This window comes from Marinifilum flexuosum (assembly GCF_003610555.1).
Classification (GTDB): domain Bacteria; phylum Bacteroidota; class Bacteroidia; order Bacteroidales; family Marinifilaceae; genus Marinifilum; species Marinifilum flexuosum.
Window position 1 is genome coordinate 161,068 of sequence record NZ_RAPQ01000009.1, and the last position, 26,949, is coordinate 188,016.

A 26,949-nucleotide genomic window follows, 5' to 3' on the forward strand; every position below is an offset into this window, starting at 1 on the left:
TTTTTTGATTGTTTAGTCAGATTATAGCTAATCGTTTGGGTATATGGAGTGTCCCCTTGCCTCACGAATCGTAGACTAATGCTATTTCACCACACTTTCTAAAAATGATTTTGCTTTCTGTATCATATCTTGTGCTGGCTCTCCTTTTACAACAATAGATGATTCTTCCCTAAAGTATTTGCTTTGCTCGTCACGCAGAGCCGAAAACCAATTAAACGATCCATCAACAATGATATCATTATCAATAATTATTGTTTTACTATGAATCCCATTTACAAGCTTTAATTTTGCACCACTTTGCTTGATGATCTCACGCCCCTTTTTGGCTGGAAGTTTTAATTGATTATTTGAAACATCAAGTGTTGAATCTGTAATAACCAAAACCTTTACTCCTCTATTTACCGTACTCCTTAATTGTTCCTTGATAGAATTAATCCCTTTTGATTTCAACGCTTCTTTCTCGTTTCCATCATAATACTTAATCGTATCACATTCTATGGCATTGGAAGAAATAAAAGGAGAAACAATGATTAATTCTGATTTTGCAATTTCAAATGCTCGATTTAAAGTTCCAACATGCTTATTTAAATCACTCACACGAACGACATTCTTGTCTGCATTTTTATTGTCGTAAACAATTTTATTCGATAGCTCACAACCTTCATCTTCCTGTAGCCATTGTTTTAAATAACCTAACGGATTTTTCTTTGTTGCATCAATGGCGTTCAGATTCCCAAAAACAAGAAAGCTCGACTTTGCTCTTGATATGGCTACATTAAGCATGTTAATATTACCTGCAAAAGAAGTACTGTTACCAGGAGTAATCACCGTAGAAAAAATCACAATATCAATTTCGGCGCCTTGCAATGCATGAACCGTTCCTGATATCAATTTCTGATAGATTTTCTTATCAATATTTAACAATTCATCTTTAATTAAAGAGGCCTGCGATTTATATGGTGTTACAACTGCAAGAATATCTGTTATGGGTTTATTTCCAAACGCTTTTTCAAGCTCTAGTCGTTTACTATCAATCCATTTGGCAATGATTGCTGCATCCTGCACATTTCGCTTGCTACTTCCAATTTGCTCACTAGTACTTTCAATATGCATAAACCCTTTTAAAGGAAGTCCTGTTTCGACCTTCCTCTTGTTCCCTTTTGTTAATATCAATTTGTTATGATATACATGCTTATTGCTGTAAGATATGATCTTGTCGGGGCATCTTCTGTGTTCTTTTAGCAGAGTTCCTCCATCCTCACCATCTTTTACAAAACAGGCTTGTTGAGCCATTCTCATTATATTACCCAGCGAGCAAAGTAAGCCGTAATTTTTATAGGTGTTGAAGATATCATCGAGTGCAGTTTCAGGTAAAAGATTGTTCATTTTAAGATTTACAACATCCAGCTTATCTTCTACCGAACTAACGGGCGGAATTTGAAAAATATCACCCACTACAATTGCTTTTTTTGCCAAGGAAAAGGAAGGAATGGCAATTTCAGGAGCTACCTGACCTGCCTCATCAACAATCAGCAAATCAAATAAATCGTAATATGCTTTTTCACCTTCAGCCCTGTCGTAAAATGTACTAAAGCGAGGGATAGAATGAAAAGTAGAAATATAAATTGGCGTTACACCTGCAAATCTTTGCAATTTTTCTTTATAAGTATCCTCGCCTCGTTCTCTATCATTGCTGTCTTGCTCTTGCTTCAGCTCCAGATTTAGCAAATATTCAGCTTCGCGAAAATGTATCGCATACCAAAAGGCTTCGTAACGGTACGATACATCCATTTTAACTTGCATATCCTCCAAAGCTTGTAAACCTGTGTACTCTTTACCTGTCATAGCCTGAAGGCTTTCAAGAACATCGCCATAATTCTTATTCCATTCGCGAATACATTGATGATAACTTGAAGTCAACTCTTCAATTTTGCATTGCAATGCCAGTAATTCATTCAATCGTTCATTGAGTTGCTTAAGCGAATTGGTCTTTGATATTATTGCTTCGTTTAGCAAATGAAGCAGAGCATTGTAATTGCTATAATCCGAAATTCCATTAACATCCACATTCAGCATAATTCTTTGAAACAGAGCAGCTCTGCGCTTTTTAAATTTTGGCAGAAAACAGAATAGCTTTTGCAGAAAAGGCTGTTGCTCTTTGGCTCTTGTCAACTGCTCTTCCACATCAGAAATTTGTTGAATTTCAACACCATACTTTTCAATATTCTCATAAGTAGAAGAAATATTTTCTTTTAGATCATCAAGATGTGAGAAGTTAGCAGTTTTCAACAATTGCCCAATACTTTCATATCCTTCAGCAATATCAATATGCTCTTTTATCTGTCTTACTTTCGACTGTACAATGGACAATAATTCATCTTTACACTCTTCAATATCAGTACATGCCTTGATATTCTCAGCGAACTCTTTTAAAAAGAACTCCTTTTTATCCTCTACATCGCCGCTTTCAAAATCATTCAAAAAGCCATTCCCATATTCCGAAGTACAAGTTTGATACTTTTTGTTATCATTGGTCGACAAATACAAACCCAAAGAAGACACCTCGGGCAACCACCTGTTGGTTAACTTGTCTTTCGAATCCAGAACAAAACTATCAAGTATATTTGTAATTGCCTGGTTATTTGCAGAACAGGCAACAATTAGTTCTGGTTTTTGCTGATTTGCCACAGTAGAAACCACACTATTGGCTACCACCGACTGTAAAAATGTAGTTTTACCCGTACCCGGAGGACCATTTACCGCCAGAACATTCGATTCTTCAAGAAGGTTAAAACAAGTAATGCTCTCCCTTTGCGAAACAGACAAGGGAAATTCTCCACTCATTTGTCCCACATGCATTTTATTTCTAACAATCTTTGATTGCTCTGGTATAGCAATAGAATTTACACCTTCCCTATCAATAAGTTTTTGAAGCAACCCTTCAGTCGGAAGCGATTCTTCCAACCTGGTGTACAACTTTCTAATATTCTCACTTAGGCCTCGCAATTCTCCTTTTTGAACAAAAATGTGCTTCTCCTGTTTTATATTGTATTCCTCAAAGCTTTTCCCCGTTATCAACTTGAAAAAAGATTCACACTTTCTCCAAAATTCACTCCATGTCTCCTCTTTAAATTCGATTTTTTGCAAACCACTATCAACATCCTGAATGGATGCAATACTGTATGTACCTTTAGGATTCGGAACCAGATACTCCCTTACAAAAAAAGGTTTAGTCAATCCCTTGTTGTTTTTTTGTGGTGCCAGTGTACCATCCTTATACATTATAGCTGGTATCCAAAACGGATAATGAACTTCCTCCACCAACTCTTTCGATTTTGCATGTTCAAATGCCGTTTGAATGGAGCAAGAACAAACATCGACATTGATAAACTGAGTTTCCTCCTTGGTTTGAGAAATGTTCCACAAGAAATTTGCATGCCTCTGTGGAACCTTATCGATAAAGTATGATTCCACCAGTATAGGATGTGTTGTAACTTCAATCTTTTTCCTATCAACATCTGCCAATGTTTTCTTCCAGTAACTTAACCAGTATCTTATATCTGAAACCTTTACCACTTTGCTAATTTTAAATTCTTACTTTATAATGTCACAAAGCCACAAGAGAAGACTCGTATGGCAGTACAAAATCTACTAAAGAAAAGATGTAATTTTTTAAGACTCACTTCGCATGACAAAACCTATTAATTCTACTTCAGCCCATCAAACTTCGCCTTCATGGTAGGATTACCATAGGTCAATTTTTTAATGGTCAAATCATCGGCCTTGTTATTGGCCAAACGCAAATTATTCTCCGATGACAAAAGCGCATCCTTTGTTTTCTGAAGATGAGTAATGGTTTTATCGATCTCGTCAATGGCCGTTTTAAATTTTCTGCTGGCCAGTTCGTAATTGTAGGCAAAACCTTTTCTAAAAGCATCAATCTTTTCTTCGAACCTGGTGATATCCACATTCTGATTCCTCATCATGTTCAGCTCAGCCTTGTATTGCATTGAATTCATGGCAGCATTTCGAAGCAGGGTAATCATCGGAATGAAAAATTGCGGACGCACCACATACATTTTTTCATACTTGTGCGATACATCAACAATACCCGTATTGTAGAACTCATTATCCGATTCTAAAAGCGAGACCAGTACAGCATATTCACACTCCTTGTCTTTTCGATCCTTATCCAACTTGGCAAAGAAATCCTCGTTTCTCTTTTTCGTAGCCGTTTCATCGTTCTCGTTCTTCATTTCGAACATGATAGAGATCACCTCATTTCCTGCCTCATCCGTTTCGCGGTAAATAAAGTCACCTTTACTTCCCCCTCGGGCATCGTTATCCTTTTCGAAATAGGCTCTCTGGAATGCCGTTGCACGCAGCTTGTTAAATTCCGATTCGCAATGCTGCTCCAAAGTTTCCCCCACCATCTTGGTAGAAAGTTTCTGCTTAAAGTCCTTCAAACGAACAATCTCATCATCCTTCATTTTAATGGTTTCATCTTTGGCAATCAACTGGTTGGTAAATTGTTCCTTTATCGATTTTTCAAGCAACTCCTTCTCTGTCTCTTTTATTTTCAGATCATTCACCAAATCATCTCTCTGCTTTTCAATTAGCTTGGTGGCCTCCGATACGGCTAATTTCTTCTCCGTCTCCGCCTGCTCTATCCTCGATTTCATTTCAGCAATTTCGCCTTCTTTGGCAGCCAATTTCTGCAATAATTCCGTTTCACTTTGGGCCTTTTGCTCTGTCAGTTTTCTGTCCTTTTCGGCCAACTCCTTTTCCAACAGACTTTTCACATTGGCCTCTGCCAGTTTCACCGCATTTTCCTTTTCAGCTTCCTTGCTTTTTAGACTGCCAGCCAAATCATCGCGTTCCCTTTCAATTTGTTTGGTAGCCTCCGATACCGCCAACATCTTCTCACTTTCTGCCTTTTCAATCTTCGATTTCATTGCAGAAATTTCACTCTCCTTCTCAGCCAACTTCTCCGAAAGTTGCGTATCGCTTTGCGCCTTCAATTCGGCTAACTTTCTGTCCTTTTCGGACAGCTCCTTTTGCAAGACATTTTTAATGTTTGCCTCAGCCAACTTTATGGCATTCTCTTTTTCCTGATCTGCCAGCAACAACCTCTTCTTCAACTCCTCCTCAAACTGACTGTCTCGAACTTGATTTAGAATATCCGCAAATCCAGCTTCATCTACCTTAAAGGCTTTCTTACAATTGGGGCAAATTATTTCGTTCATGTGGTATCTGTTTTCTTCTGTAATATATTACAACCCTACTAAAACTAAACTGTTATAATTGGTGGTAAAATTAATGATTTTGTTTTGTGCTAGCTAGCGGAGATCTCTCCTCTCCTTCACCAGCCCATAATTTCCTCGAACATCTATTATAGAATACCCCCTTAAACTTTAAGATATTTAGTAATGATATTTCTAAACACCATATCCCAAATTCTAATGCCTCATATTTAACTATAGTTGAAATATTCTCTAGCTTCAGTCTCTTTTCCTTTTGAGAATGTACAATTGCATTACGAATCTCTACAAACGCATCAATTTCATCATGAATACTATTATTATCTCTCACAAACTGCTTTAGATTTTCTAAATTGATATTATCATTATTCATTCCATTAACCTGTGATAACAATAAGCGAACCTTATTTGCCGCTGATAAATTTTCACAATCTCTTCCTCTAATTAATTGATTCTTCTCAACTACAAACCAATTATACATCAACTCCAATGCAGTCTGGGTCCAGGTTATAGATCCTTCTACATATCCACTATACGCATTAGCTTCAACGTACCAATGAACAGCTGATATTAATAAATTCTTATCTGATTTATTTCTCCACAGTTTATAAAATTCCTGCCACAATTCATTTAACCCGTTAATATCATGTTTTGCAGGCCATGTCGTCACATATTGATATTGATCTACAGTATAATCTGTATAATCAGTCCAAATAGTTTTACCATCATCCATTCCTTGTATGATTAAAGGTGTCGTTCTTCTTCCATTCAAAAAACTTAAAAATGTGGAAAATGAATGAATAGTATCTGATATATCTTCGGTAGAAACTGGATTTTTATGACATATCATTTCTCCATTATAAAGAAACACATAGCCTCCTGTATCTTTTAATCTATTAACCTTATCTTTAAAATTCCTTTCTCTATCGATTCTGATTGTAAAGTATTCATTCTCGAAAACTAACCTATCTCTCCCTAAATAATTCTCTGTTTCATCACGAATAGATTCTCCGAAGAAATCTCTTAAGTTAGGAATCACAAATTTCAACTTATCGACCTTTATTGTTCCATCACCAAGGATTGCTCTACCTTTTAATATTCCAGATAGCTCTACTTGGTCAGAGAAGGTTTTATTCATCAAATAGAAACTCCCCAATTTTTCCTCATTTATAAATAGATCAAATTTTCCATCTGACGAAATTAAATTGATCTCCTTTTCTGAACAGAAATCTACTATCCCAATAAATTTCACTTTCAAGTTTGGAAACCATAACAACTTAACTGTTCCTGTTAAGTTAATTTCCATAGTTCTTTGTACCAGCTTAAAGTTTCCTTCATGGATTAAAATTGATTGGTTTGGTTCATCCATAGTAATTGAAGGTTTTATTGCCAAAGGGATATCCTCTATCATTCTTTTTACTTCATCTTTCATTTTACTCAAAACAGTTATATATTCCCGCAAGAATACTTTCGTGTGATCTCTACTAAAAAGAGATAACTCTCTTCAATATCCCAATCATTATATTCTAATTCCTTTCAAAAATTGCCTCTATATCACAACTTGAATTTCCACCAGAAGAATAACCTCCTCTAAACTCCTCTTCATATCCCTCCCCATATGAACTTATAAAATCATCTACTAACTGGTCTATTTCAATACTTTCAATAATATCAGCACCGTCAATTTCTATATAATCCAAAAGTTTTTCATCTAATTCGGATATAATAGTATCAAGGATGGATTCCATTTCATGTTCTATCCCTCCAGAATCAAAATCCAATACAAATTCACCATGCTCATGATCATAACTACTATGAATATAAGGCTCTAGATTCGCGGAACTTTTATTGTCAGCAAACACTTCTCTAATATATGAATCTACTTCATCACTCAAATTTTCGAAAAGTATTTCATCTTTAATATCATACTTCCTTATTAATTCCACCACCTTATTAATATCTTCTCTGTCTAAGGAACCATATTGTATATATCCAGCAACAAAAGAAAAATCCTTAATTTCAACATTTCCATTAAAATCAATTAGCAATTCCAAAAGTTCATATAATCTTTCCCCTCTTGCTTCTTTATAACTTGATATTTCTATAATAAATTTTTCTATTGAGTTTACGACTCTAGTATTTAAAATATCAAGACATGAAAGTTGTACCAAATAATCCCAATCGCGATCTATAAGTTTAATATCGCAAAAGTGTCTAAATAACTCAGATTGTATTTCTCGAATTATGCTACGGGAGATTCTATTATTTTGTTTTAAACTGTTTAAAAAGTCAATCGAAGATCTTGTACCTAAAGCTTTTAAAACAGATTCAACTAGATCAACATCTTCTAAATATGCATTTAAAACGAAATCACTAACCGAAGGATTAAATAGTGTATACTCATAAATTCTGTCCCCTATTTTTCTTCTATTTAGCAATGATTTAATTGCTAATTTTCTAACTGCATCAAAGCTGCTATCAGTACTGCCTGTATTCATTTTAAAATTTTGTTTATAGAATGAATAAGACTTACTCAACACACTTTCGCCAATTACCCCTGAGTTAAAAACAGTTAGGAAAGTCAAAACTCTAACCGGATCATCTATTTGATATTGAAAGAAATTACTCCAAATCTCTTTAGGGTTATCAAGTTTATCAACTATATAGTTCCAATATTCACTTGATTTAATTCTAGAGATTCTCTTATTGTTAGTGATAAATTCAATAATTCTGGGATTAAAGTTCTTGTGTTGAATTATCTGTTTATATCTTTTTTGCTTATAAATTTCATCAATATAAACATTGTCGAGATTTGAATGATAAATGTGATTATAAAGAATTTTTGCTTTATCCAAATCAGATAGATCTTCAATTTTCAACAAGAATTCATCCTCCCTAAGATCCTCATTTTGGAACCGATGACTTGAACTTACAGCCATTGCTAGAATATTTGTTCTGGAAGTAAGGATGAACTTTTTCGAATCATCCTTTTTAATCCTATTTATAAACTTTACTATATGAGAATCTCTTTTATTACTTATAGCATCATATACATTACTTCCAAGGAAATCGTCACAATAAAATACTATCTTCTTTTTTTCTTTTTGCCTAAGGATGGCCTCTGCTTCACTAATTGATTCTTCTATATCACAAAATTCAAATCCATTTGCTGTATAGTACAGTGCAAGATTATTAGCTAATGTCGTTTTACCTATACCTGGTTCGCCAGAAATAATGATAACATTACTATTCTTTAAAATTTCCGTTCCTTTGGTATGATTATTTGTAATTACATACCTCTCATTATTTGATTTAATCTCACTTAAAGTACTCTCACTTCTTCCTTTTATTGCATTATTATATACTATATCTAATATTTGTGTACTTGTTATCCATAGTTTATAATTCTTTTCGACAATATTTTGATTCTCTTTCTTTGAAAGGAAATCATTTATATCATCTTCTCCCCAAACATCTGATTCAGATTTTATAAAAGGTGAGAATATCTCTACTATTTCTTTTTTGTTCTCTCTAGATAATGGAATGGATGTAAAAAAAACATACTTAATTGGATTAAGTTTCTTTACCTTATCGACCTCCTCTTTTTTTAATTTACTGATTAAACCTTTATATCCTGTTTTCCAATAGTGTTTGCATTGTATTATTCCTTCCCTTTTACCAATCCAAAAACGACCATCAACACCACCATCTCTACCTGCTTTAAACTTCTCAACAGTGAGATCTAATTCATCTGAAATAATATCTGCAGATAAAGATTCAAATTCTCTATCATTTAGTTTAGATAAAAAAAACTCCATTAAATTTATTTAAGATATGTAATTCGTTTTGTGCTCTGTTTAATTTTCAATTTTACTTACCCATTCCCTCAGAGTTTCAGGATAAACAGTAGGATAACCATATCCTTGAGGTTTTATCCCTTGTATTGTTTTATTGATATACTTATTTCTTGTATCAATATCTGCCACTTCTCCATTAAAACCATACCCTAAATAAACATTACCATACTTATCTAGGCGCTCTTTGGTATACCATTCTTTTATTTTAAACACCTCCCTTATAAGACCTCTATATTCACTTAATACATAACAATATTTTGGGGGCCTCCATTCTGCCATTTTCCAAGTTTCTTTTGTAGCATTATAAATAGCTTCAACACCTGCACCTTTTTTATAATTCTTATTGATGTTTATTATTAAGCAGTTGTCATCAATAACCTTTAATGGCTCCGCATTATAGATAGATATAATTTCATCGGAAGTCATTAATCCATTTTCTATTGAATTAACTCCACCTTGAATATTACCTTTGACAAAGGTATTAAATGAAGGAATATATCTAAACGTATCAATTAAGCTAGCTTCTACTGCAAATGCGGCAGACTCACTTAACCCATGCCTTACAATAACATGTTTTACTTTATCTGAACCAATACGTTGAATTTCTTGATACTTAAGATTCTCAGTATTTTCTTTTATATCAAGGTTTATATGAGCAAATACTCTATTCTCTTTACCTTTCCCAACATAAAAAGGTTCATTTGTTTCTGGGTCTACCAATAGGTAGACATAAAAACTCAAAATTTCACATGTTTTTTCATCAAACATACTGGTATTATTTAAATTAACCACAATAGATTGAATACCATCACACCTATGTTATATTATTCATTCACTTACCCTTGCAAACTACCGTTTATCATACTATTTTCTCAAAATCCTAACTGAAAAAGTTCTAATTTTTGAATGAGATATTTCCCCCATACAAGTTCATATCTCTTGTAATCAAAATACAATTCCGAATTTAACAACAATTATTACCAAACAAAATATTTATCCCAATAAAGATCAATAGAATTTATCAATACAATTTATATCTTGATTGAAAACACAAAAGCCCCCAATTACTTGGGGGCTTCATACAATTAGATAGTAGTATTATAAATGCTACCTGTAAATCTTTTATTAAGAATTTAATTTTGCTTGTGCTTTTCTACCAAGTGGAACAAGAACCGTTATAGCAAAAGCCGAAAAGAAATAATATGCCATGGTAATGATACCAAACCAGTAGGTAATATTGTAACCTGTACTATACTTAGCGGCCTTTACAAGGCGCTCTGGTTCTGAAGACAATATCATACTATAAATTTTATTTATCCAAATAAAATTTCCATGAATGGCTCCCATAAAAAAACCATTAAACCCAGTGTATTCTTTTGCTGCTTCAGGGTAAACAAAATATGCTATAACAATGCTTGCAATAAAGTAAGAGATCACCTTAATTTTCTTTTCCTGTAGTTTGTTTGTTTTCTTTTCTGTCATTGTCTTTTTATTTAATTGTCATTTATCCTTTAATCCACAAGTCCGAATTTAACAACAAGTATCTCCAAACAAAACACATATCCTATAAACCACAATAGTATTTATCAAAGCCTTATACTTATTGATTGAAAATACAAAGCCCCCAATTACTTGGGGGCCTTCCTACTAATCCTGGCTTTAAACCATTCCTCTTATTATAACACTTAGGCATTCAACCAGGTTTTAAAACTTGTTTACAAAATTACTTCAGTACACACTCCTTTTCCGTTTCATTTTCCAGATAATCGAAAGCCTTTACCACCATCTTGTCATCACTATTTTCCCTTCTCCTTCTCACATTTTTTTGTATTCCTCCATTTAGGATGACACAGTTTATTGAATAATCCCTCTTGCTTTTAGGAATACTCTTTTGAACTTGAACAAACCGAATGGAATTACTTTCATCATGGTTCAATTTACCTAGATTATTTCTCGATTTTCTTCTAATCCCAATGGATTTTCTTCCATTCTGAATTAATTTTCCTTCATTCTGAATCAATTTTCTTCCATTCTGAATTGATTTATTTTCTTTTCCGCACTATCTATTTACATTCCCGCGCTATCTATTTTCTTTTCCGCACTATCTATTTACATTTCCGTACAGTCTATTTCCTTTTCTGGAGCATCTATTTTCATTTCTGGAGGATCTATTTGCATTTCTGATGGATCTATTTCTCTTTCTGGAGGATTTATTTACTTTTCTGGAGGATTTATTTACTTTTCTGGAGAGCCTATTTCCTTTTCTGGAGGATTTATTCACTTTTCTGGAGAGTCTATTTCCTTTTCTGATGGATCTATTTTCATGTCTGGAGGATCTATTTCCTTTTCTGGAGAGTCTATTTTCATTTTCGCGCTATCTAATTTCTTTATAGAACAATCCATTTCCGTCGCAATAAACATCCCCTTACAAAACAACTTACCCAATTGCGACGATTTATTATAGAATCCTTTAACCCAGGGCGGCAGTCGCTTCACTCCCTTCCCCTGGGCTAGAATGATATTTGCCTTTCAGGCAACATTCCCAATCTTTCTATATATCAAATTTTGATCATGGCAAAATCCGATGCATAATTTCCTTACTTTTGCGGCAATCCAAAGTCAAGACCATTCGCATGGAAAACAGCAAGAACAACACGGTAGGATACATTTATGCATTGCAAGCCTTTTTTGCATGGGGCATATTGCCTTTGTTTTGGAAGCTGTTGAGCGATATCCCTGCAATGGAAGTATTGGCCCATCGTATTTTTTGGTCTTTCGTTTTCCTCTTGCTATTCATCCTGATTAAGAAACAGAAGAACATCATTGCACTGCTCAAGCAGAAAAAAACACGCAACAGCCTAATTGTCTCCTCCCTGTTAATTGGCGGCAACTGGGGATTGTTCATCTATGCGGTAAACATCAATCAAATTGTAGAGGCCAGTTTGGGTTATTACATCAACCCTATTGTAAATGTACTTTTGGGCATGATCATTCTGAAAGAACGCTTGAATACCCTTAAGACAATTGCACTAATCATTGCCTCCATTTCGGTAATTTACCTAACCATTGACTATGGTCGTTTTCCTTGGATTGCCATCATTCTGGCCCTGTCATTTGGCTTTTACGGACTGGTGAAAAAAACGGCAGGCATCGAAGCCATTCCAGCCCTTACTGTCGAGACTTTTATTTTGGCTCCTATCGCTGCAGGTTTTATTTTTTGGAAAATCTTCGATCATAGTGGAGCTTTGTTCTCTGGCAATATCTCTACCGATACTTACCTAATACTCACTGGTATTGTAACAACCTTACCATTGTATTGGTTTGCCAAAGGAGCACAACGCATTCCATTATCGGCCATTGGTTTCATGCAATACATTGGTCCTACCCTAATGCTTTTAATCGGGGTATTTGTGTACGACGAAGCTTTTAAAAGAGAACAAATCATTGCATTTTCATTGATTTGGTTTGCTTTGATTCTTTATACCATTTCCATGATCAGAGGAACCAGACAAAAGCAACAGATCAACTAATCTTTGCCCAAACCTTGATTTCCTGAATCGAAAACATATTTCCATTTTTCATCCGCTCCTTTTTTCCAAATGGATACATAAGTGCCTTTCGTAATGGTATCAGGAGTAGTGAATTGATAGATTCCGTAGGTATAACCCAAATCACCCGATTGGGCAACATCTGCAAAAGAAGGTTTCCAGCTCAAACTAAACAAAGAATCATTTGTATTCGAGAATCGCTTTTTTATGGCTTCTCTTCCCATAATGGGATAAGAATTTTCTCTCAAGATTACGGCCGAGTCATGCGCAAAAACAAAGAAGGCCTTTTTCATTCCATGTTTTACCGAGTAATCTGAGAATTCCCGATCTGTCTTAAGCATGGCCTGCTTGCATGCCTCCACATCAACTTTTGGATTACAAGCTGTTATCGTTACACCAATCAAAAGAAGATAGATTGCTTTTCCTATCGTCAATTTCATATTTTAGTATTGTTTTAGTTTCAATAAAGGAAAATACTTATTTTCAAGCAATAAATCCTAATCACAAAAGCTATGTTAGTAAAAAAGCTATCCTCAACAATCGAAATCTCTAAAATTCAGAAAGAACAGGTTTATTCCAACTCTCAATTCGAAAGTCTTATTGTAAGTGTTGAAAAAGGAATGGAAATCCCTCCACAACCTGCTCCTGCCAATGCTGGTCTTTACCTGATTAAAGGAAAACTAACCTTCGATATTGAAGGTACAATTTATGCCATTGAAGAAGACGACTTCTTCTCTTTCGAGAAAGGACAAATGCATGGACTTACAGCTGAAGAAGATTCAAAATTTTTAATTTCCAGAACCTTACCGGAAGAGTAATTCATACACCCAGGGAGCATTAAATAAAAGCACCCCTCTGGCTTGAAGACAAAACAAATAATTCACATCTGTCGCAATAGGCAATCCACACAAAACAACACCTCCAGTTGCGACAATTTATTATAGAATCCATTAACCCAGGGCGGCAGTTGCTTCGCGCCCTTTCCCTGGGCTAAATGATACTTGCCCTTCAGGCAAAATAAGACAAAACAACTCTACTATTCCCCTCTCCCTGTCAAATCCAAGAAAGCTTTCTCTTTAGACAGGATTAAAATCAATATGAAATATTCTGAAGTAAAGAAATCAAAACAGGAACTAAGAAACACTTTAAGTTTTGATTTTCGAACCTTTTCTACTTTTTCACTATTCAAACTTTTTAAGACTTTCAAAAAAAAAGCCTGACCAGTAAACTGATCAAGCCTTATTTTGAATTGATGTAATGAACTACCTGTTAAGGCATTCTTATTGATAAGCCTAAACTAATAAAAAAATCCGGAGAAACCTTACTCAAGCCAACTCCTGTGGAAAAATCCAATTGTAAATCCTCTGTAACTGCATAAGTAAGTCCTCCATCCCATCTGTGATCATTCTTACCTTCTCCTGGCAAAAAGCCATACAATTCTGCATATGCTCCAAGCTTATCCGATAAAGTCAAGCCGATAGCTGCCGCATACATCCAAACTGCATAGTCTTGTCCTTCTATTCCACTCCATATTACACCAAGGTTACCTCCTAAAGTCATGGCATCACTTATGGTATAATCTGCATTCAATCGAATATCTGCTCCCAGGTTTTCATTCTCGAAGGCCGAAGCTCCCGATTTGGGAACCGAAAAAGTAGAAAGAAGCGCCAATTGAGGATGATTCCCCTCACTCTCTTCAAGTAATAAAAACTTTGCACCCAGTGTTAAAGGACCAAAGCCTGTTTCGTCAATATCCAGGCCATCCATGGAATAATAAAAGCCTAAATATTGAACCCCTAGTCTTAATTCAATATTTTCAACCAGTCCATATCGCAACAGAGTACTGTTAAAAGTTACAAAATCAATATCGGAACTCACCTTTTCGAAAGCAAATCCCGATTCTATCTGAAATCCTCTTATGTCCATAATACTCGCCGACTCAGCCTGACTTGGCCTATCAGTCACCATAGGATCTTTTTCCTGGGCAATTATCACCCCACTCAACATTACGAATAATGTCAATACAAATATTTTCCTCATTTAAATAGAATTACAATTGGCCAATACCTTTATTGATCCTGAAAACTTGCGATGCAATTCCGAGCTTTTGCTTCATACTCTTCATCCACATAAAGATCCACATTATCAGGCGTTCCACCCATTCCTACCAATGTACCGGAACTAAATTCATCTTTCCACAAAGAAGGAATCCCTAATTCCTCCAACCTCTCCTTGTAATATTTTACATCTACTAATGATCCGGTAAATACACAAATTAAATTATTTCCATCAGTCATAAGCTAAGGTTTAATTGTTATGTTTCTTTCTAAGATAGAGAAATTCCCAATATGATCCTATTTTAATAGGATCAAAAACTTATAAACAAATTGCATTTTTGAATCTGATCCTCATCATATCCTGAACATGTTAACACCAAAAGTTCTAATTATTACCTATCATTATTATGAGTATCTCTAATGGAAACATTAGATCAATTGAAAATTCAACTTTTTGAACCAATACAAGACATACATATTCTATTTTTATAATGTTTGCTTCAATTAAAGGATTGTAAGTTTATAGGAGCGATTCTTTACTTCCTAATTTATTATGATTTTATTATATGTAAAAAAGATATTTGTCGATAAAAAAAATACAATGATCAAGCATAAAGCATCTTTTAAATCCCAAAAACACGAACTGTTCAAATTCTTGAAGAATTTTTGATTAATATTTCTTTACATCAATCAGAAAAACTATTTTAGAGGGTGAATAAACAACTCCAAAATGAGTAAACTCAAAAACAAAACAATCCTGGTTGTAGAGGATGAAGAATTTAACCGCATCTACTTCGAAGAATTACTGCATCAAATTAATTGTAAGGTAATTGTTGCTAGCAATGGTGTGGAGGCAATTGAACTGTGCCAAAAGAATGCAAAAATAGATTTGGTGTTGATGGACATTAAAATGCCATTGATGAATGGTTACGAAGCAACAAAAGAAATCAAAAAAATAAGACCAAATCTTCCAATTATTGCTCAAACTGCATTTGCTTTGTTGGGTGATAAAAAGAAATCATTAGACAATGGTTGCGATGACTACGTTGCTAAACCAGTAAAAAAAGATGTTCTAATTAAATTGATTAACAAACATCTTCAGTAAAAACACAAAATCTACAATTATTTAAGGTTTTATAACATTCTTACTCTTGTAATTCAGACAAAAAAGTATTTTATTTATTTACTGTCTGAATTTTAAGAGTTAAGGGTGATATGAGAAGAAAGATTAAAAGCGTATTTATAGTGTTGAGCATAGCAATTGTGATTATTGCAGGTGCATCAATCTTCCTTCTCCAAAAAATGCGATCTACCTTTAATGATCAAAACGTAATCGACGAATTACTGACTTACAATGTTGTTCCAAAAACAGAATTTGTAAGTTTTGGAAATTACTCCATCCACACCAAACACATTGGTGATTTATCTTTTCCCAAAGTATTATTTATTCACGGCTCTCCAGGATATTGGTTTGATTTTAAAAAAGTATTTGCTGATGCGGAACTGCGTGAGCAATTCTGTCTAATCTCTTTCGATAGACCGGGTTATGGCAAAACAAGTGTTCCTGCCATGAGAAGTTTGTCAAACCAAGCCAGAGTTGCTGCAAAAATCCTGGAACATTACGCGCAAAAAGATGAAAAGATAATTGTATTGGGGCATTCGTTTGGAGGTGCTGTATTAGAACAACTTTTAATTGATTATCCAGATAAAATAAAACACGCTATTTACGTAGCACCATGTTTGTCTCCTGAATACCAGGAAGCCAAATGGTATAATATTTTGGCTGCGGGAGGAATTCCACAAAGAATATTACCTCACGAATTGAAAAACAGCAACAAAGAAATGATGGATCTATCAGTATGCCTGATGAAAAATGAATCTCGCATTTCAGCGATTGATGTTCCAACAACTTATATACAGGGCAAGAAAGACATTTTGGTTCCCTTTAGAACTTTAGATTATTATCAGAAATATCATAGCAATGTCAATTCCATTTTATTGGACGATTTGGATCACTTCGTACCTTGGTCACGACCCGATCTAATTGTTGAAACCATTCAAAATGTGAATCAGCAAACAAAATAGTAATCAAACTGAAAAGATATGAAGCAAGCAATAATATTAATTGGTATATTCATTTTTACAGCTCATAACCTAAACGCACAAAAAGCAATGACAAAAGACAAATACAACACCCTTACCGAAGCAGAGAAAAGGGTAATCATTCATAAAGGAACGGAATATCCTGGTACGGGAAAATATTTAAAGAATAAAGCAGAAGGGGTTTATACCTGTAAGCAATGCAACGCGGCATTATACAATTCCTCTGATAAGTTTGAGTCGCACTGTGGCTGGCCAAGTTTCGACGATGAAATTGAAGGTGCAGTAAAAAGAATTCCTGATGCCGATGGTAGGAGAACCGAAATTGTTTGCGCCAACTGCGACGGCCATTTGGGGCATGTTTTTCTTAACGAAGGATTTACAGAAAAGAATACTCGCCATTGTGTAAACAGTATTTCATTGAATTTCATTCCCAAAGAAGAATTAAAAGAGAAATAAAACATACGGAACAATTACATGGAAAGAGTTTTCTTCGGAAAACTCTTTTTTTTGTATCTGATTAATGTAAAAAAAACATATCTTCGCGAAATGAAATAATATTTCACATCACCATCTGTTTATTGTGAAATTTTTAACTTTTAATTGTCGGTATTCATACATATTTTCCAATTTTCAGTCTAGCTTGATAATAAAAATATTGTAAGTTTACCATTAACATTTTACTATTAACCAATTAAACTCTATTGCGATGAATCTAAATTTTCTTGAGATCGTTTCCGCCTCTATGGTACTTTTTGCAGTTATCGATATTATCGGATCTATCCCAATTATATTAGATTTAAAGAAAAAAGGTGGAAGAATTGAAGCTTTAAAAGCAACCCTGGTAGCCTTAATCGTCTTGATCATTTTCACATTCCTTGGTGAGAAGCTTTTGGGAATTTTCGGTGTCGATATTTCAAGTTTCGCCATTGCAGGTTCTATTATTCTATTTATTATGGGAGCTGAGATGGTAATGGGAATTGAAATTATAAAATACGATGGTCCAAGTGGTGTTTCAATTGTTCCTATTGCTTTTCCTTTGGTTGCAGGTGCAGGATCGTTTACAACGGTTTTGGCATTGCGTGCCGAGTATGCTGTGGAAAACATTGTTGCAGCCATTATTCTGAATCTAGCCTTTGTTTACCTAGTACTAAAATCAACCAACCTGGTTGAAAGAGTTCTTGGCGATGGTGGAATTCACATCCTTCGTAAAGTGTTTGGTATTATTCTTTTAGCAATTTCTGTAAAACTATTTATGACGAACATTGCCATTCAAATTCACACCTTATTCCCATTTCTAAAAGAAGCTATACAACATCCATAAACAAGTTTTATTAATAATGTTCTTCTGCTAACTTTGCAAGTAGTAATGACTGAATAATACCGATTTACGAATCAAAACTATTGATATAAAATCAATCTGTGATTCTGTATCGGCATTAACCATTGTAATAAGCAAAACGATCTTATCAATCATTTTGATTAACAATTGGTATAACCTGCGAAACCATGCATGATATAACACTTATTCAAATTGTACTTTGCAGCATTGTAATTCTATCGGCAGCATTCATTAAAGGAATGACTGGTTTTGGATTTGCACTGCTTGCCATTCCTTTTCTTTCGTTGATATTTCCAATGCAAGTTTTGGTTCCGGCAATGAGTTTGTTCAATCTGATAACCAGTCTGGTCATTCTATTCAAGCTACAGGAAAGAATAAAGGCAAAGCTGTTTATTCCAATGTTTCTGGCAAGTTTGGGTGGAATTCCGCTGGGCGTTTATGCCTTGGAATTTGTAAGCAGCGAGAACCTGCGCCTGATTACTGGAATTTTGGTCATCATTTTCTCAATTAGAATGTTGGGCAAAGTACGCTTAGCCAAACGCTTTCGCAAATATCCAATTGTTTTCGCGGGTTTCATCAGTGGAATTCTAGGCTCTTGTATTTCGGTTGGTGGGCCTCCGCTGGTAATTGCCATGAATCGAAAAGGATACTCCAAAGATCACTTCCGTGGTGTTTTTGCCTGGTTCAGCACATTCTCTTCTTTCTTTACTACTGCTGCTTTTGTAATGAAAGGAATGATTGAAACAGAATCGGTAAACCTGGCTTTGTTTTGCTTACCGATTCTATTCTTTGGATCGCATTTGGGCTCAAAATTTTCGGGTAAGGTAGAGCCCGAAAAATTTCGAAAAATGGTAATTGGAATCAATATCGTTACAGGAGTATTTATTGTGGTTTCAACATTAATTCACCACTAATACCGATTATTAATTTGCATAAGCCATTAGTGCACTTCACTACTAATGCCTAACAAATTATATATCGGCATTATACCTAAACTATTCGATAGCTTAAAATAGCTCTCTGTTTTTTATAAATGGTATAACAATCCAAAGCTGACAAACTATTCTGCAAGCGAGTAAAGCAATTTGATTTCCTCTGCCCAATTGTCTGAATCCGGTGTTTCCAAAACCATTGGAATCTCATCAAATCTACTATCGTTCATTAAGCATTTAAAGGCATCCAAACCAATAAAACCTTTTCCTATTACTTCGTGACGATCCACTCGAGTTGCCAATTCCTTTTTAGAATCATTCAGGTGCATTCCTTTTAAGTAGTTAAAGCCGATGATTCTTTCAAAATCATCAAAGACTTTTTGAAAACCTTCTGCCGAAGAAATATCATAACCTGCCGTAAAAGCATGACAGGTATCGATACATACGCCTACCCTTTCTTTGTCTTCCACTTGATGGATGATTTCTGCAATTTGCTCGAAGGTAAATCCCAAATTGCTTCCTTGTCCTGCAGTGTTTTCAATTACAGCACAAACACCATTGGTTTGATTCAAGCTAACATTTATCGATTCTGCAATGGTAGCCAAACATTCACCAACCGATACTTTCTTTAAATGACTTCCGGGATGAAAGTTCAGGCGATTCAATCCCAATTGCTCACACCTTTGCATCTCATCCAAAAAGGCAGCTCGTGATTTCTCCAGTGCCATAGGATCCGGGTGCCCCAAATTAATAAGATAACTATCATGCGGAAGAATCTGCTCAGGACCATAAGCATACTTTTCACAGTTTGCTTTGAATTCCTGAATATTCTTCTCTGTGAATGGTTTAGCATTCCACTGTCTTTGGTTCTTTGTGAACAAAGCAAATGCCTTTGCACCTATTTTATTTGCGTTAATAGGTGCATTCTCAACACCTCCTGCTGTACTTACGTGTGCTCCTATATATTTCATCTCTTTCCCTTTCATCATACTTTCGTAAATCACCACAAAATAGCATAAAACAAAAAACTCACGAAAATTAATCCGTGAGTTTCTTTTATATCAGTTTATACTACATCTCAAAATCTTCGGTATCAACTCCTCCGTTGCTACCTCTTGAACCTCTCTTTTTCTTGTAATTATTAATCTTGTAACTCAAGTTAAAACGGAATGATGGGTAATCCATTTTGAACTGAGAAGATGTATAGAAATCAGGTCCAAACACTTCGCTTTCATGCTTAAATGTTCCAAACAAATCTCTCATTGTTAAAGTTGCCGAAAGTTTACGTTTGAAAAAATCTCTTTTGATTGCAGCTGTTGCCATTACAAACCCTTCACGCTTTCCTTGAGCCCAATCAGTTGGAGAACGGTAGTTAACATTTAACTGAAATCTTGTTTTTGGATTAATAATAAAAGTCATATTATTCCTTAAACTCCAGTTGTAACTATCTGTTGAGAAATCTTGAATCACCATCTCTCCCTGAGTATTTTCTGTAGTAAAGTCACCTTCTTCTTTGTAATAATAGACAGTACCTATTAAATCGTTTTTAAACCATTTGGCGAAGGATAAATTAAGTGTTGCTTCTAAACCGGTAGAATAATCTTTACCAACATTTTCAGGAGTGCTAACCATTATACCATCCTTATCCAATGCTTTTACCCTTTCCAATTTATTATCAGTACGTTTATGATATACCTCAAAGGAAATAGCTTGATCACCAAATCTCTTCATGTATCCTAACTCATATGAATCTATGTATTCAGGCTTCAAGTCCGGATTACCTAATCTTGCATTAAATGCATCTGTATTTGTTCTAAAAGGCTCCAGGTACCATCCTCTTGGTCTTTGAATTCGTCTTGTATAACTAGCCATGATTTGATTCTTTGAGCCCAAATCAAACTGAGTATGGATGGTAGGGAAGAAATCCCAACGTTTAATTGTGAATTTATCAGGATTGTTATCAAAAGTAATTTCACGATCAGTGTATTCTGTTCTAAATCCCAGTTGATATCCAAACTTACCAACTTTAGAAGCATAAGTAGAATAAACCCCATGAACTCTTCTCTTGTATGTTACATCATGATTGTTAATCAATTCATATAAACCATTATCTGGGTTATAGTTTTCTTGCATCGTTATGGCGTCACTAGATCTTACCTGACCTTGATATCCGATTTCAAACTTACTGTCTTCTCCTAATGGTAAAGTATAGTCAGAACGAAATTCCCAACGTTCTCCGGGCCCCTCTTCAGTAGAAATTTGTCCACTTTTTAACTCGGTCCCTGACTTTAATTCATTTGTAGATATTTCATCACCACTTCCTCTGCGAGAAAAAGTTATTTGATTTGCCCATTGGTGTCCCTTGCCTTTAAACTTCTTAGTATACGATAAATTGGAATTGATAAAACTCATATCACGACTCCAAAAATCTTTACTGTCATAAAATTCCGAATCTTCACCTTCTACAAATTCTTCATAATCTAAAATAGATTTTCGTTCCATTTCTCTGTTACCCAATCTAAATCCAAAAGAAACTTGATTCTTCTCATTAATGTCATAATCAAAGCCTGTACGAATTCCATATGACAATCTATCTCGCTGCGTATCACCATCCGACAAAATATGATTCGTAATTCCATTAAGAGTATTTCTTCTTACTGACTCAGTTGATCCTTTAAAACCTCGTTTTCCATAATCAATACCAAAATTAAGATTTAGCTTTTTCTTTCGGTATGTAAGTAAAACGTCTCCACCATAATTGTTCTGGGTCCCTAAATTTAAATTGGCTACTCCGGCAATTCCATTGGATTTATTCTTCTTGGTGATTACATTTATAATACCCGCTGTTCCTTCCGGATCGTACTTGGCAGAAGGATTGGTAATGATCTCAATATTTTCAATCATGCTGGCAGGCATTTGTTCTAAAATATCCGCAGCATCCAAAATAGAAGGTTTGCCATCCACCAATACGGTAAAGTTCGAACTTCCACGCAAGCTTACATTTCCCTCTATATCTACACTAACCGATGGAACATTCTCCAACACATCAACAGCATTACCACTTGCTGCAGTAATTTGTCGACTCACTGGAATTACCTTCTTATCGATTTGATATTGAACCGGAATTCTTTCTGTAGTAACAGTAACCTCATCCAGCGACTCGGTGGACTGACGTAGAGAAACCGTTTTAAGATCGATCACTTTGCGTTTTTTGCTAATGGGGATATTTCGAACCGCAGCTTTGTTGTAACCAATGAAAGATACTTCAACAAAATAGCTACCTGGTTTTAATTTTTTTAAGGAGAAAGCTCCTTTTGCATCGGTAATGGTACCATCAATTAAAGTTGAATCTGCCATGGAGTAAACCGATACTGTTGCATATTCGACCGGAATTTCCAATGCCTGATCTTTCACAACTCCTTTGATAATTCCCCCTTGAATTTCTGGTTTTACAGCAGGTTCAACTGCTTTTGAAAACATTGCCAAGCAAACAAAGCTTAACAATAGTAATAATCTATTCATGTTAGTAGGTTAAGTTTTTTTTGTGTCCAAACAAACTTACGATTCCTTATTGGATAAACATATACCCATCTAGTTTTTTAGATATTTATTAACATTTACCCGATGAAACAAATGCCTGTTTCGACCTTATGTCGAAGTATAGACACACAAACTACCAAAAGGTTTAATCTACTTTTTAAAATAATGAGATTTTTTTTGAGTTCAATATTCAAACGCAACGGATAACTGAAGCTTACCACCTTTCAATGGCTTCAATTCCTTGCTCTTTGCCAAGTTTATAATCCCTATCCAGAATCTCTTTGTCTTGTGAGAATCGCTTGGTAGAAAAAGAATCTGCCGGACAAATATCAATAATTTCCACTCCTGCGGGAGGATGGTTGATCAACTCAATGGTTTGATTGTAGGTATCAGGGCGTTTTTGAATGGCTTTTGCCAAACCCGGATGTTTTCTGAACAGAAATCGTGACAACTTATTTTCATTTCCATTCTTCATGCGATAATCACTCTTTCTCGATCGGATGACCATAACCTTGGTGGCACCCTTTTCAATGGCGCGCTCAACAGGAATGGGTGCTGATACTCCACCATCCGCAACAATTTCACCATCTACTTTCAGAAAATTTCGATAGAACAAAGGTACAGAACAACTGGCCTTCATCACATCACTCAAATTCTCTGGGCTTGCTTGAATAAACTTGGAACTGCCATCACTATTACGGGTAATTCCTATTTCGAAGTCAATGTTTTTCTTGAAAAGTGAATCTGCATTTATGGGCAATTCCCTTCCGGTGATATCCCAGGACCAATCCAGATCCATTAAATGTCCACCACGCAAGAATTTCTTCCAGCTAATGTATTCCGGTCGCAAAGAGTAATCGGTAAAAACCTTATAGTTTCTGCCATGCTGATTTGCCAGATAGGCAGCTGCATTAATCGAACCTGCCGATACGCCAATCACCATATCGAAAGGAAGAAAGGACTGCTCCATGAAAGCATCCAATACACCAGCGGCAAAAATGCCTCGCATGGCTCCTCCTTCAACTACCAAAGCTGTTTTACCTGAGTCTTTTTGCATACTACAGCTGATTTAACTTCTCACGAATCACTTTTTCTGCCTCATCTGTAATCTCAGCAGCCGATTTCCCTTCCGTTTCAATCGGAGTCAAAATGCTGTATTTTACTCTCTGCCCAATGCAAAGGGGAAACATTCCCCTGCGCTCTATCTTGTAATTTCCATCAACGGCAAAAGGTACGATCAGCGCATTCGGAGCAGCATCAAGAAGTGTTTCGATCCCTCCCGATTTAAATTTTCTCATCTTCCCGGTTTTGCTTCTGGTTCCTTCCGGAAAAATACAAGCTGCATAATTGTTCCTGGCAATCAATTTTCCCAATTTGTGAATCTCAGGAATTGCCTGTGCCCTGTTCGTTCTATCGATTAAGGCTGCACCACTATGACGCAAGTTGTAAGATACACTTGGAATATTTTTAGCCAGCTCTTTTTTGGATATGAACTTTGGGTGGTACTTTCTAAAAATCCATACAATGGGAGGAATATCGTAGGTTCCCTGGTGGTTTGATACAATGATCAAGGGACGATCAGTAGGCAGATCTACACGTCCTTCGTAGGTAATTCTTACCCCCAGAATACCAACCAATCGCATCAGGAAAAAGTTAAGAACATCCACAGAATTCTTGTGCGCTTTGTAGCCAAACAGCTTTAAACTAATCACCTGAATTGGGTGAAAAATAACAAGCAGTAAGAAAAATAAGATGTAGAATATTGTAGTTAGGATATATGATAAAATCTTGGTCATTGTTCTGTGTTGATTAAAATTCACCACAAAAGAACAAAAAAATCATTTATTGAAGAAATGTTAGGAAAAAGTCAATGCATGAAAACAAAAAACCATGGAATACAAGATTTAGATTGAGTCCTCCATTCTCTCTCTAAACCTGTTGAATCCATGGTTAAATATCGTGTTAGATAAATCTTACAACAGCTCGAAACGCAACTGTACCGAGTATTCCAATTTTATTTTCTGGAAATCCAAATCAGGAGTTTTCATTTTTGCCAAAGAAGAAGTTCCTCTAATTCTTATGGCTGTATTGGCATAATCATTTCTGTAATGAGTAGCATTTTCATTGATGTAAATGGCCTTCCCCACTTTCTGTCCTATGGCTTCCGTTAATTCTTCGGCCTTTTCTTTTCCGGCCTTAATGGCATTCACTTTTACTTGCTGGCGGTACTTTTCAATCTCAGAATGATCTACTCTCAGAATATTGATATTAGAAATTTTAATCTTCTCCAATTCTACATATACCTGAGCAAGTGTATGAGAATCGTGAAGCAAAAGCTCATACTTTTTAGCTTTAAGCACATTCGAACCTTTAAAAAAGTGAAATTTTAAATTGCTGCTGAAATCTGAAACCGAAAGTTGTTTTTCAAGGTTTACACCTGCTTTTTCCAGAGCTATAAACATTTTCTGTTCCAATTGTTCAATGCTCTCCTTGTTTTTGGTATCCTTTTCATCCAAAACAATATTTACAAATATCTCATTGGGAGCAATTTCCAACTTAGCTACGCCTTTTACCTCTATGTAGTTCTGATCGATAAAATTCTTTTGGGCCTGTGCACTTAAATTAAAGCCAATAAACATGGCAAAAACAATAACAATAATACGTTTCATGTGCGTTGTATTTTATGTGATTTTTTATTTTTCAACATGGCTTACATATCACATATTGTGCCAAACAAGGAGTAATTCAGCATGAATTTGAAGGCGCATCATGAAATTAAAATCATCAATAAAAGACCAGTTTATCTTTTATTAAAATTTTCGTATCTTTTTGATACCAGTCAATCAACTATCCACCAATTGTATTCGACATGAAAAAAACCATCATTTGTTTCCTATGCCTTATTGCCATTCATTTCTCTTATGGACAAAACCAAAATCTTTCTTTAGAAATTGTAAATGGAATCAGTTTGCCCAATGGCGATTTTAAAGATCTCGTTGAAGATGGATTCAATAACGAATTGTCCGTTAGCAAGAGCTTTTGTCCCAAACTCTCATTGGCAATGGGTGTAAAACATTCCTCTTTTAATGTTAGAGAAGAGTTTGGACAGACACAAGGCAATCGCAAACAATTCAGAAGCCTGGGTTTCGACCTGGGACCTCAGTTTAGTTTTGGTAGCAATAAACTATCGGTAATATTATATGGGCGAACGGGTTTAAGTGTAAACAGCACACCTGAAATTGCACAACAATATCCCAATACCGATATCACTACCTGGAGTTTGAAGCAACAAAGCATTAAAGCTTTAAGTGCACGAATTGGCGCAAAAGTGAATACCGAACTTTGTAAAGGAATACAATTATTTGTGAGCGGTGAATATGCCACTGCATTAAATGGAGATGTAAGCTACCACACCAAAGACATTTCGAAAGCCATGGGTGCCAATGGAAGAATTGATCCTGATTTGGCAAACGAAATTCCAACCACAAGCAACAGTTTTAATTTCAACAGCCTGAATGTGAATTTTGGTGTAAGCATTAGCATTGGAAAACTGGGCAATCATCCCAATCTAAGAAGCTCTAATCCTTTGTACCAAGGCAATCAAAACAAAGGAGAAAATCCCATGTACCAGGAAAGAGGACACAACAACAACCCTTTGCATGAGCAATCGGGACAGCAGGGAAATAATCCCATGTATGAAGGGGGAATAAGTGGTGGCGGTGGTCATGTTGGGCAAACATCGGGAAGCAAAGCACAAGACTACAATTCGAGCCGTAGCAATACAACTTCCGCCAAAGAAGACAAGAAAGAGGAGGATGACCAAAAAACAGTAGATGCTCAGGATTACAATTCCAGCAGAAGCAATAATATAAATGCTGTTGGAGGTGATCCAAATCAGGGAGCTACACGAGCGCAGGACTACAATTCGAGCCGTAGCAATACTACTTCCGCCAAAGAAGACAAGAAAGAGGAGGATGACAAAAAAACGGTAGATACACAGGATTACAATTCCAGCAGAAGTAATAATGTAAATGCTGTTGGAGGTGATCCAAATCAGGGAGCTACACGAGCACAAGACTACAATTCGAGTCGAAGCAATACAACCTCTGCCATTGATACAGGAGATGCCATTCGTGAATCGATATTGGCAAAAGAGAAAAGGCAAATCAAGCGAAAGCTCCGTAAAGAAGAAAAAAAAAAATTGCGAGAAGAAAAAAAGCGAAGAAAGCTACAAGCAAATAAAGTTTACTAGACCAAAGTTCATTTCATGTATATTATTTTCTTAAGCTATATTAAGTATCAAAAAAAGATA

The 26,949-nt window shown here is 35.4% G+C and carries 24 protein-coding genes; 8 read left to right on the forward strand and 16 right to left on the reverse strand.

Features of this window, described 5'->3' with window-relative positions; genetic code table 11:
* Nucleotides 1–81: 81 nt before the first annotated feature.
* The 8 genes from BXY64_RS10570 to BXY64_RS21345 form a co-directional block, all read right to left on the reverse strand.
* Nucleotides 82–3,576 (reverse strand): AAA domain-containing protein, encoded by a 3,495-nt coding sequence (locus tag BXY64_RS10570; RefSeq protein ID WP_120239936.1) that lies wholly within the window; start codon nucleotides 3,574–3,576, stop codon nucleotides 82–84.
* A 131-nt stretch (nucleotides 3,577–3,707) separates the two neighbouring features.
* A complete protein-coding gene (locus tag BXY64_RS10575; RefSeq protein ID WP_120239937.1) occupies nucleotides 3,708–5,246 on the reverse strand; it encodes a DUF2130 domain-containing protein in 1,539 nt (512 codons plus the stop codon).
* 70 nt (nucleotides 5,247–5,316) lie between these two features.
* Complete coding sequence (locus BXY64_RS10580; protein WP_120239938.1) at nucleotides 5,317–6,693, reverse strand: hypothetical protein; 1,377 nt, start codon at nucleotides 6,691–6,693, stop codon at nucleotides 5,317–5,319.
* A 94-nt stretch (nucleotides 6,694–6,787) separates the two neighbouring features.
* Nucleotides 6,788–9,079 carry an nSTAND3 domain-containing NTPase gene (locus tag BXY64_RS10585; protein WP_120239939.1) on the reverse strand — a complete coding sequence of 764 codons (2,292 nt, stop codon included), beginning with the start codon at nucleotides 9,077–9,079 and terminating at the stop codon, nucleotides 6,788–6,790.
* Nucleotides 9,080–9,118: 39 nt separating this feature from the next.
* Nucleotides 9,119–9,886 carry an LEM-3-like GIY-YIG domain-containing protein gene (locus BXY64_RS10590; protein ID WP_211334477.1) on the reverse strand — a complete coding sequence of 256 codons (768 nt, stop codon included), beginning with the start codon at nucleotides 9,884–9,886 and terminating at the stop codon, nucleotides 9,119–9,121.
* Nucleotides 9,887–10,243: 357 nt separating this feature from the next.
* On the reverse strand, nucleotides 10,244–10,600 hold the full coding sequence (locus tag BXY64_RS10595; RefSeq protein WP_120239940.1) for a hypothetical protein: 357 nt from the start codon (nucleotides 10,598–10,600) through the stop codon (nucleotides 10,244–10,246).
* Between the two features lie 241 nt (nucleotides 10,601–10,841).
* Nucleotides 10,842–11,138 carry a hypothetical protein gene (locus tag BXY64_RS10600; RefSeq protein ID WP_120239941.1) on the reverse strand — a complete coding sequence of 99 codons (297 nt, stop codon included), beginning with the start codon at nucleotides 11,136–11,138 and terminating at the stop codon, nucleotides 10,842–10,844.
* Nucleotides 11,139–11,395: 257 nt separating this feature from the next.
* Nucleotides 11,396–11,614: a hypothetical protein gene (locus BXY64_RS21345; protein WP_170150633.1), complete on the reverse strand. Its 219-nt coding sequence runs from the start codon at nucleotides 11,612–11,614 to the stop codon at nucleotides 11,396–11,398.
* 137 nt (nucleotides 11,615–11,751) lie between these two features.
* Here BXY64_RS21345 and rarD point away from each other — a divergent pair, with 137 nt between their 5' ends.
* Entirely contained in the window at nucleotides 11,752–12,648 is an 897-nt protein-coding gene (gene rarD / locus BXY64_RS10605) for an EamA family transporter RarD (RefSeq protein ID WP_120239942.1), read from the forward strand.
* On the opposite strand, the gene BXY64_RS10610 is transcribed toward rarD, so the two are convergent.
* Nucleotides 12,645–13,106 carry a YybH family protein gene (locus BXY64_RS10610; RefSeq protein WP_120239943.1) on the reverse strand — a complete coding sequence of 154 codons (462 nt, stop codon included), beginning with the start codon at nucleotides 13,104–13,106 and terminating at the stop codon, nucleotides 12,645–12,647. The two genes, rarD and BXY64_RS10610, sit on opposite strands and share 4 nt — an antisense overlap.
* A gap of 72 nt (nucleotides 13,107–13,178) precedes the next feature.
* Between BXY64_RS10610 and BXY64_RS10615 the strand changes: the two genes are divergently transcribed.
* Nucleotides 13,179–13,484 carry a cupin domain-containing protein gene (locus tag BXY64_RS10615; RefSeq protein WP_120239944.1) on the forward strand — a complete coding sequence of 102 codons (306 nt, stop codon included), beginning with the start codon at nucleotides 13,179–13,181 and terminating at the stop codon, nucleotides 13,482–13,484.
* Between the two features lie 451 nt (nucleotides 13,485–13,935).
* Here BXY64_RS10615 and BXY64_RS10620 read toward each other — a convergent pair whose 3' ends face one another.
* Nucleotides 13,936–14,706: a transporter gene (locus BXY64_RS10620; protein ID WP_120239945.1), complete on the reverse strand. Its 771-nt coding sequence runs from the start codon at nucleotides 14,704–14,706 to the stop codon at nucleotides 13,936–13,938.
* Between the two features lie 29 nt (nucleotides 14,707–14,735).
* Nucleotides 14,736–14,963 (reverse strand): putative signal transducing protein, encoded by a 228-nt coding sequence (locus BXY64_RS10625; RefSeq protein WP_120239946.1) that lies wholly within the window; start codon nucleotides 14,961–14,963, stop codon nucleotides 14,736–14,738.
* Nucleotides 14,964–15,453: 490 nt separating this feature from the next.
* On the opposite strand from BXY64_RS10625, the gene BXY64_RS10630 reads away from it, so the two are divergent.
* The 5 genes from BXY64_RS10630 (at nucleotide 15,454) to BXY64_RS10650 (ending at nucleotide 19,079) form a co-directional block, all read left to right on the forward strand.
* Complete coding sequence (locus tag BXY64_RS10630) at nucleotides 15,454–15,828, forward strand: response regulator (RefSeq protein ID WP_120239947.1); 375 nt, start codon at nucleotides 15,454–15,456, stop codon at nucleotides 15,826–15,828.
* Between the two features lie 110 nt (nucleotides 15,829–15,938).
* Nucleotides 15,939–16,808 (forward strand): alpha/beta fold hydrolase, encoded by an 870-nt coding sequence (locus BXY64_RS10635; RefSeq protein ID WP_120239948.1) that lies wholly within the window; start codon nucleotides 15,939–15,941, stop codon nucleotides 16,806–16,808.
* A gap of 18 nt (nucleotides 16,809–16,826) precedes the next feature.
* Nucleotides 16,827–17,282 carry a methionine-R-sulfoxide reductase gene (locus tag BXY64_RS10640; protein ID WP_120239949.1) on the forward strand — a complete coding sequence of 152 codons (456 nt, stop codon included), beginning with the start codon at nucleotides 16,827–16,829 and terminating at the stop codon, nucleotides 17,280–17,282.
* Nucleotides 17,283–17,532: 250 nt separating this feature from the next.
* The gene (locus BXY64_RS10645) at nucleotides 17,533–18,147 is read left to right on the forward strand and encodes a MarC family protein (protein ID WP_120239950.1); all 615 of its coding nucleotides are present in this window, start codon (nucleotides 17,533–17,535) and stop codon (nucleotides 18,145–18,147) included.
* Nucleotides 18,148–18,332: 185 nt separating this feature from the next.
* Entirely contained in the window at nucleotides 18,333–19,079 is a 747-nt protein-coding gene (locus tag BXY64_RS10650; RefSeq protein WP_120239951.1) for a sulfite exporter TauE/SafE family protein, read from the forward strand.
* Nucleotides 19,080–19,225: 146 nt separating this feature from the next.
* Here BXY64_RS10650 and nfo read toward each other — a convergent pair whose 3' ends face one another.
* From nfo to BXY64_RS10675, 5 genes are all read right to left on the reverse strand, one after another.
* Nucleotides 19,226–20,068: a deoxyribonuclease IV gene (gene nfo, locus BXY64_RS10655; protein WP_120240512.1), complete on the reverse strand. Its 843-nt coding sequence runs from the start codon at nucleotides 20,066–20,068 to the stop codon at nucleotides 19,226–19,228.
* A 100-nt stretch (nucleotides 20,069–20,168) separates the two neighbouring features.
* Nucleotides 20,169–22,619, reverse strand: a complete 2,451-nt coding sequence (locus tag BXY64_RS10660) for a TonB-dependent receptor domain-containing protein (RefSeq protein ID WP_120239952.1) — start codon at nucleotides 22,617–22,619, stop codon at nucleotides 20,169–20,171.
* Nucleotides 22,620–22,851: 232 nt separating this feature from the next.
* The gene (locus BXY64_RS10665) at nucleotides 22,852–23,694 is read right to left on the reverse strand and encodes a patatin-like phospholipase family protein (protein WP_120239953.1); all 843 of its coding nucleotides are present in this window, start codon (nucleotides 23,692–23,694) and stop codon (nucleotides 22,852–22,854) included.
* Nucleotide 23,695: 1 nt separating this feature from the next.
* The gene (locus BXY64_RS10670) at nucleotides 23,696–24,433 is read right to left on the reverse strand and encodes a lysophospholipid acyltransferase family protein (protein ID WP_120239954.1); all 738 of its coding nucleotides are present in this window, start codon (nucleotides 24,431–24,433) and stop codon (nucleotides 23,696–23,698) included.
* Nucleotides 24,434–24,610: 177 nt separating this feature from the next.
* A complete protein-coding gene (locus tag BXY64_RS10675; protein WP_120239955.1) occupies nucleotides 24,611–25,306 on the reverse strand; it encodes an SIMPL domain-containing protein in 696 nt (231 codons plus the stop codon).
* A 200-nt stretch (nucleotides 25,307–25,506) separates the two neighbouring features.
* Between BXY64_RS10675 and BXY64_RS10680 the strand changes: the two genes are divergently transcribed.
* Nucleotides 25,507–26,889: a hypothetical protein gene (locus BXY64_RS10680; protein ID WP_120239956.1), complete on the forward strand. Its 1,383-nt coding sequence runs from the start codon at nucleotides 25,507–25,509 to the stop codon at nucleotides 26,887–26,889.
* The last annotated feature ends 60 nt before the right edge of the window (nucleotides 26,890–26,949 follow it).

Excerpts from the sequence above, each read along its gene's own strand:
- BXY64_RS10575 (WP_120239937.1), bottom strand. The coding sequence starts at position 5,246 with ATGAACGAAATAATTTGCCCCAATTGTAAGAAAGCCTTTAAGGTAGAT.
- BXY64_RS10580 (WP_120239938.1), bottom strand. The coding sequence starts at position 6,693 with ATGAAAGATGAAGTAAAAAGAATGATAGAGGATATCCCTTTGGCAATA.
- BXY64_RS10585 (WP_120239939.1), bottom strand. The coding sequence starts at position 9,079 with ATGGAGTTTTTTTTATCTAAACTAAATGATAGAGAATTTGAATCTTTA.
- BXY64_RS10590 (WP_211334477.1), bottom strand. The coding sequence starts at position 9,886 with ATGTTTGATGAAAAAACATGTGAAATTTTGAGTTTTTATGTCTACCTA.
- BXY64_RS10595 (WP_120239940.1), bottom strand. The coding sequence starts at position 10,600 with ATGACAGAAAAGAAAACAAACAAACTACAGGAAAAGAAAATTAAGGTG.
- rarD (WP_120239942.1), top strand. The coding sequence starts at position 11,752 with ATGGAAAACAGCAAGAACAACACGGTAGGATACATTTATGCATTGCAA.
- BXY64_RS10610 (WP_120239943.1), bottom strand. The coding sequence starts at position 13,106 with ATGAAATTGACGATAGGAAAAGCAATCTATCTTCTTTTGATTGGTGTA.
- BXY64_RS10615 (WP_120239944.1), top strand. The coding sequence starts at position 13,179 with ATGTTAGTAAAAAAGCTATCCTCAACAATCGAAATCTCTAAAATTCAG.
- BXY64_RS10620 (WP_120239945.1), bottom strand. The coding sequence starts at position 14,706 with ATGAGGAAAATATTTGTATTGACATTATTCGTAATGTTGAGTGGGGTG.
- BXY64_RS10625 (WP_120239946.1), bottom strand. The coding sequence starts at position 14,963 with ATGACTGATGGAAATAATTTAATTTGTGTATTTACCGGATCATTAGTA.
- BXY64_RS10630 (WP_120239947.1), top strand. The coding sequence starts at position 15,454 with ATGAGTAAACTCAAAAACAAAACAATCCTGGTTGTAGAGGATGAAGAA.
- BXY64_RS10635 (WP_120239948.1), top strand. The coding sequence starts at position 15,939 with ATGAGAAGAAAGATTAAAAGCGTATTTATAGTGTTGAGCATAGCAATT.
- BXY64_RS10640 (WP_120239949.1), top strand. The coding sequence starts at position 16,827 with ATGAAGCAAGCAATAATATTAATTGGTATATTCATTTTTACAGCTCAT.
- BXY64_RS10645 (WP_120239950.1), top strand. The coding sequence starts at position 17,533 with ATGAATCTAAATTTTCTTGAGATCGTTTCCGCCTCTATGGTACTTTTT.
- BXY64_RS10650 (WP_120239951.1), top strand. The coding sequence starts at position 18,333 with ATGCATGATATAACACTTATTCAAATTGTACTTTGCAGCATTGTAATT.
- nfo (WP_120240512.1), bottom strand. The coding sequence starts at position 20,068 with ATGAAATATATAGGAGCACACGTAAGTACAGCAGGAGGTGTTGAGAAT.
- BXY64_RS10660 (WP_120239952.1), bottom strand. The coding sequence starts at position 22,619 with ATGAATAGATTATTACTATTGTTAAGCTTTGTTTGCTTGGCAATGTTT.
- BXY64_RS10665 (WP_120239953.1), bottom strand. The coding sequence starts at position 23,694 with ATGCAAAAAGACTCAGGTAAAACAGCTTTGGTAGTTGAAGGAGGAGCC.
- BXY64_RS10670 (WP_120239954.1), bottom strand. The coding sequence starts at position 24,433 with ATGACCAAGATTTTATCATATATCCTAACTACAATATTCTACATCTTA.
- BXY64_RS10675 (WP_120239955.1), bottom strand. The coding sequence starts at position 25,306 with ATGAAACGTATTATTGTTATTGTTTTTGCCATGTTTATTGGCTTTAAT.
- BXY64_RS10680 (WP_120239956.1), top strand. The coding sequence starts at position 25,507 with ATGAAAAAAACCATCATTTGTTTCCTATGCCTTATTGCCATTCATTTC.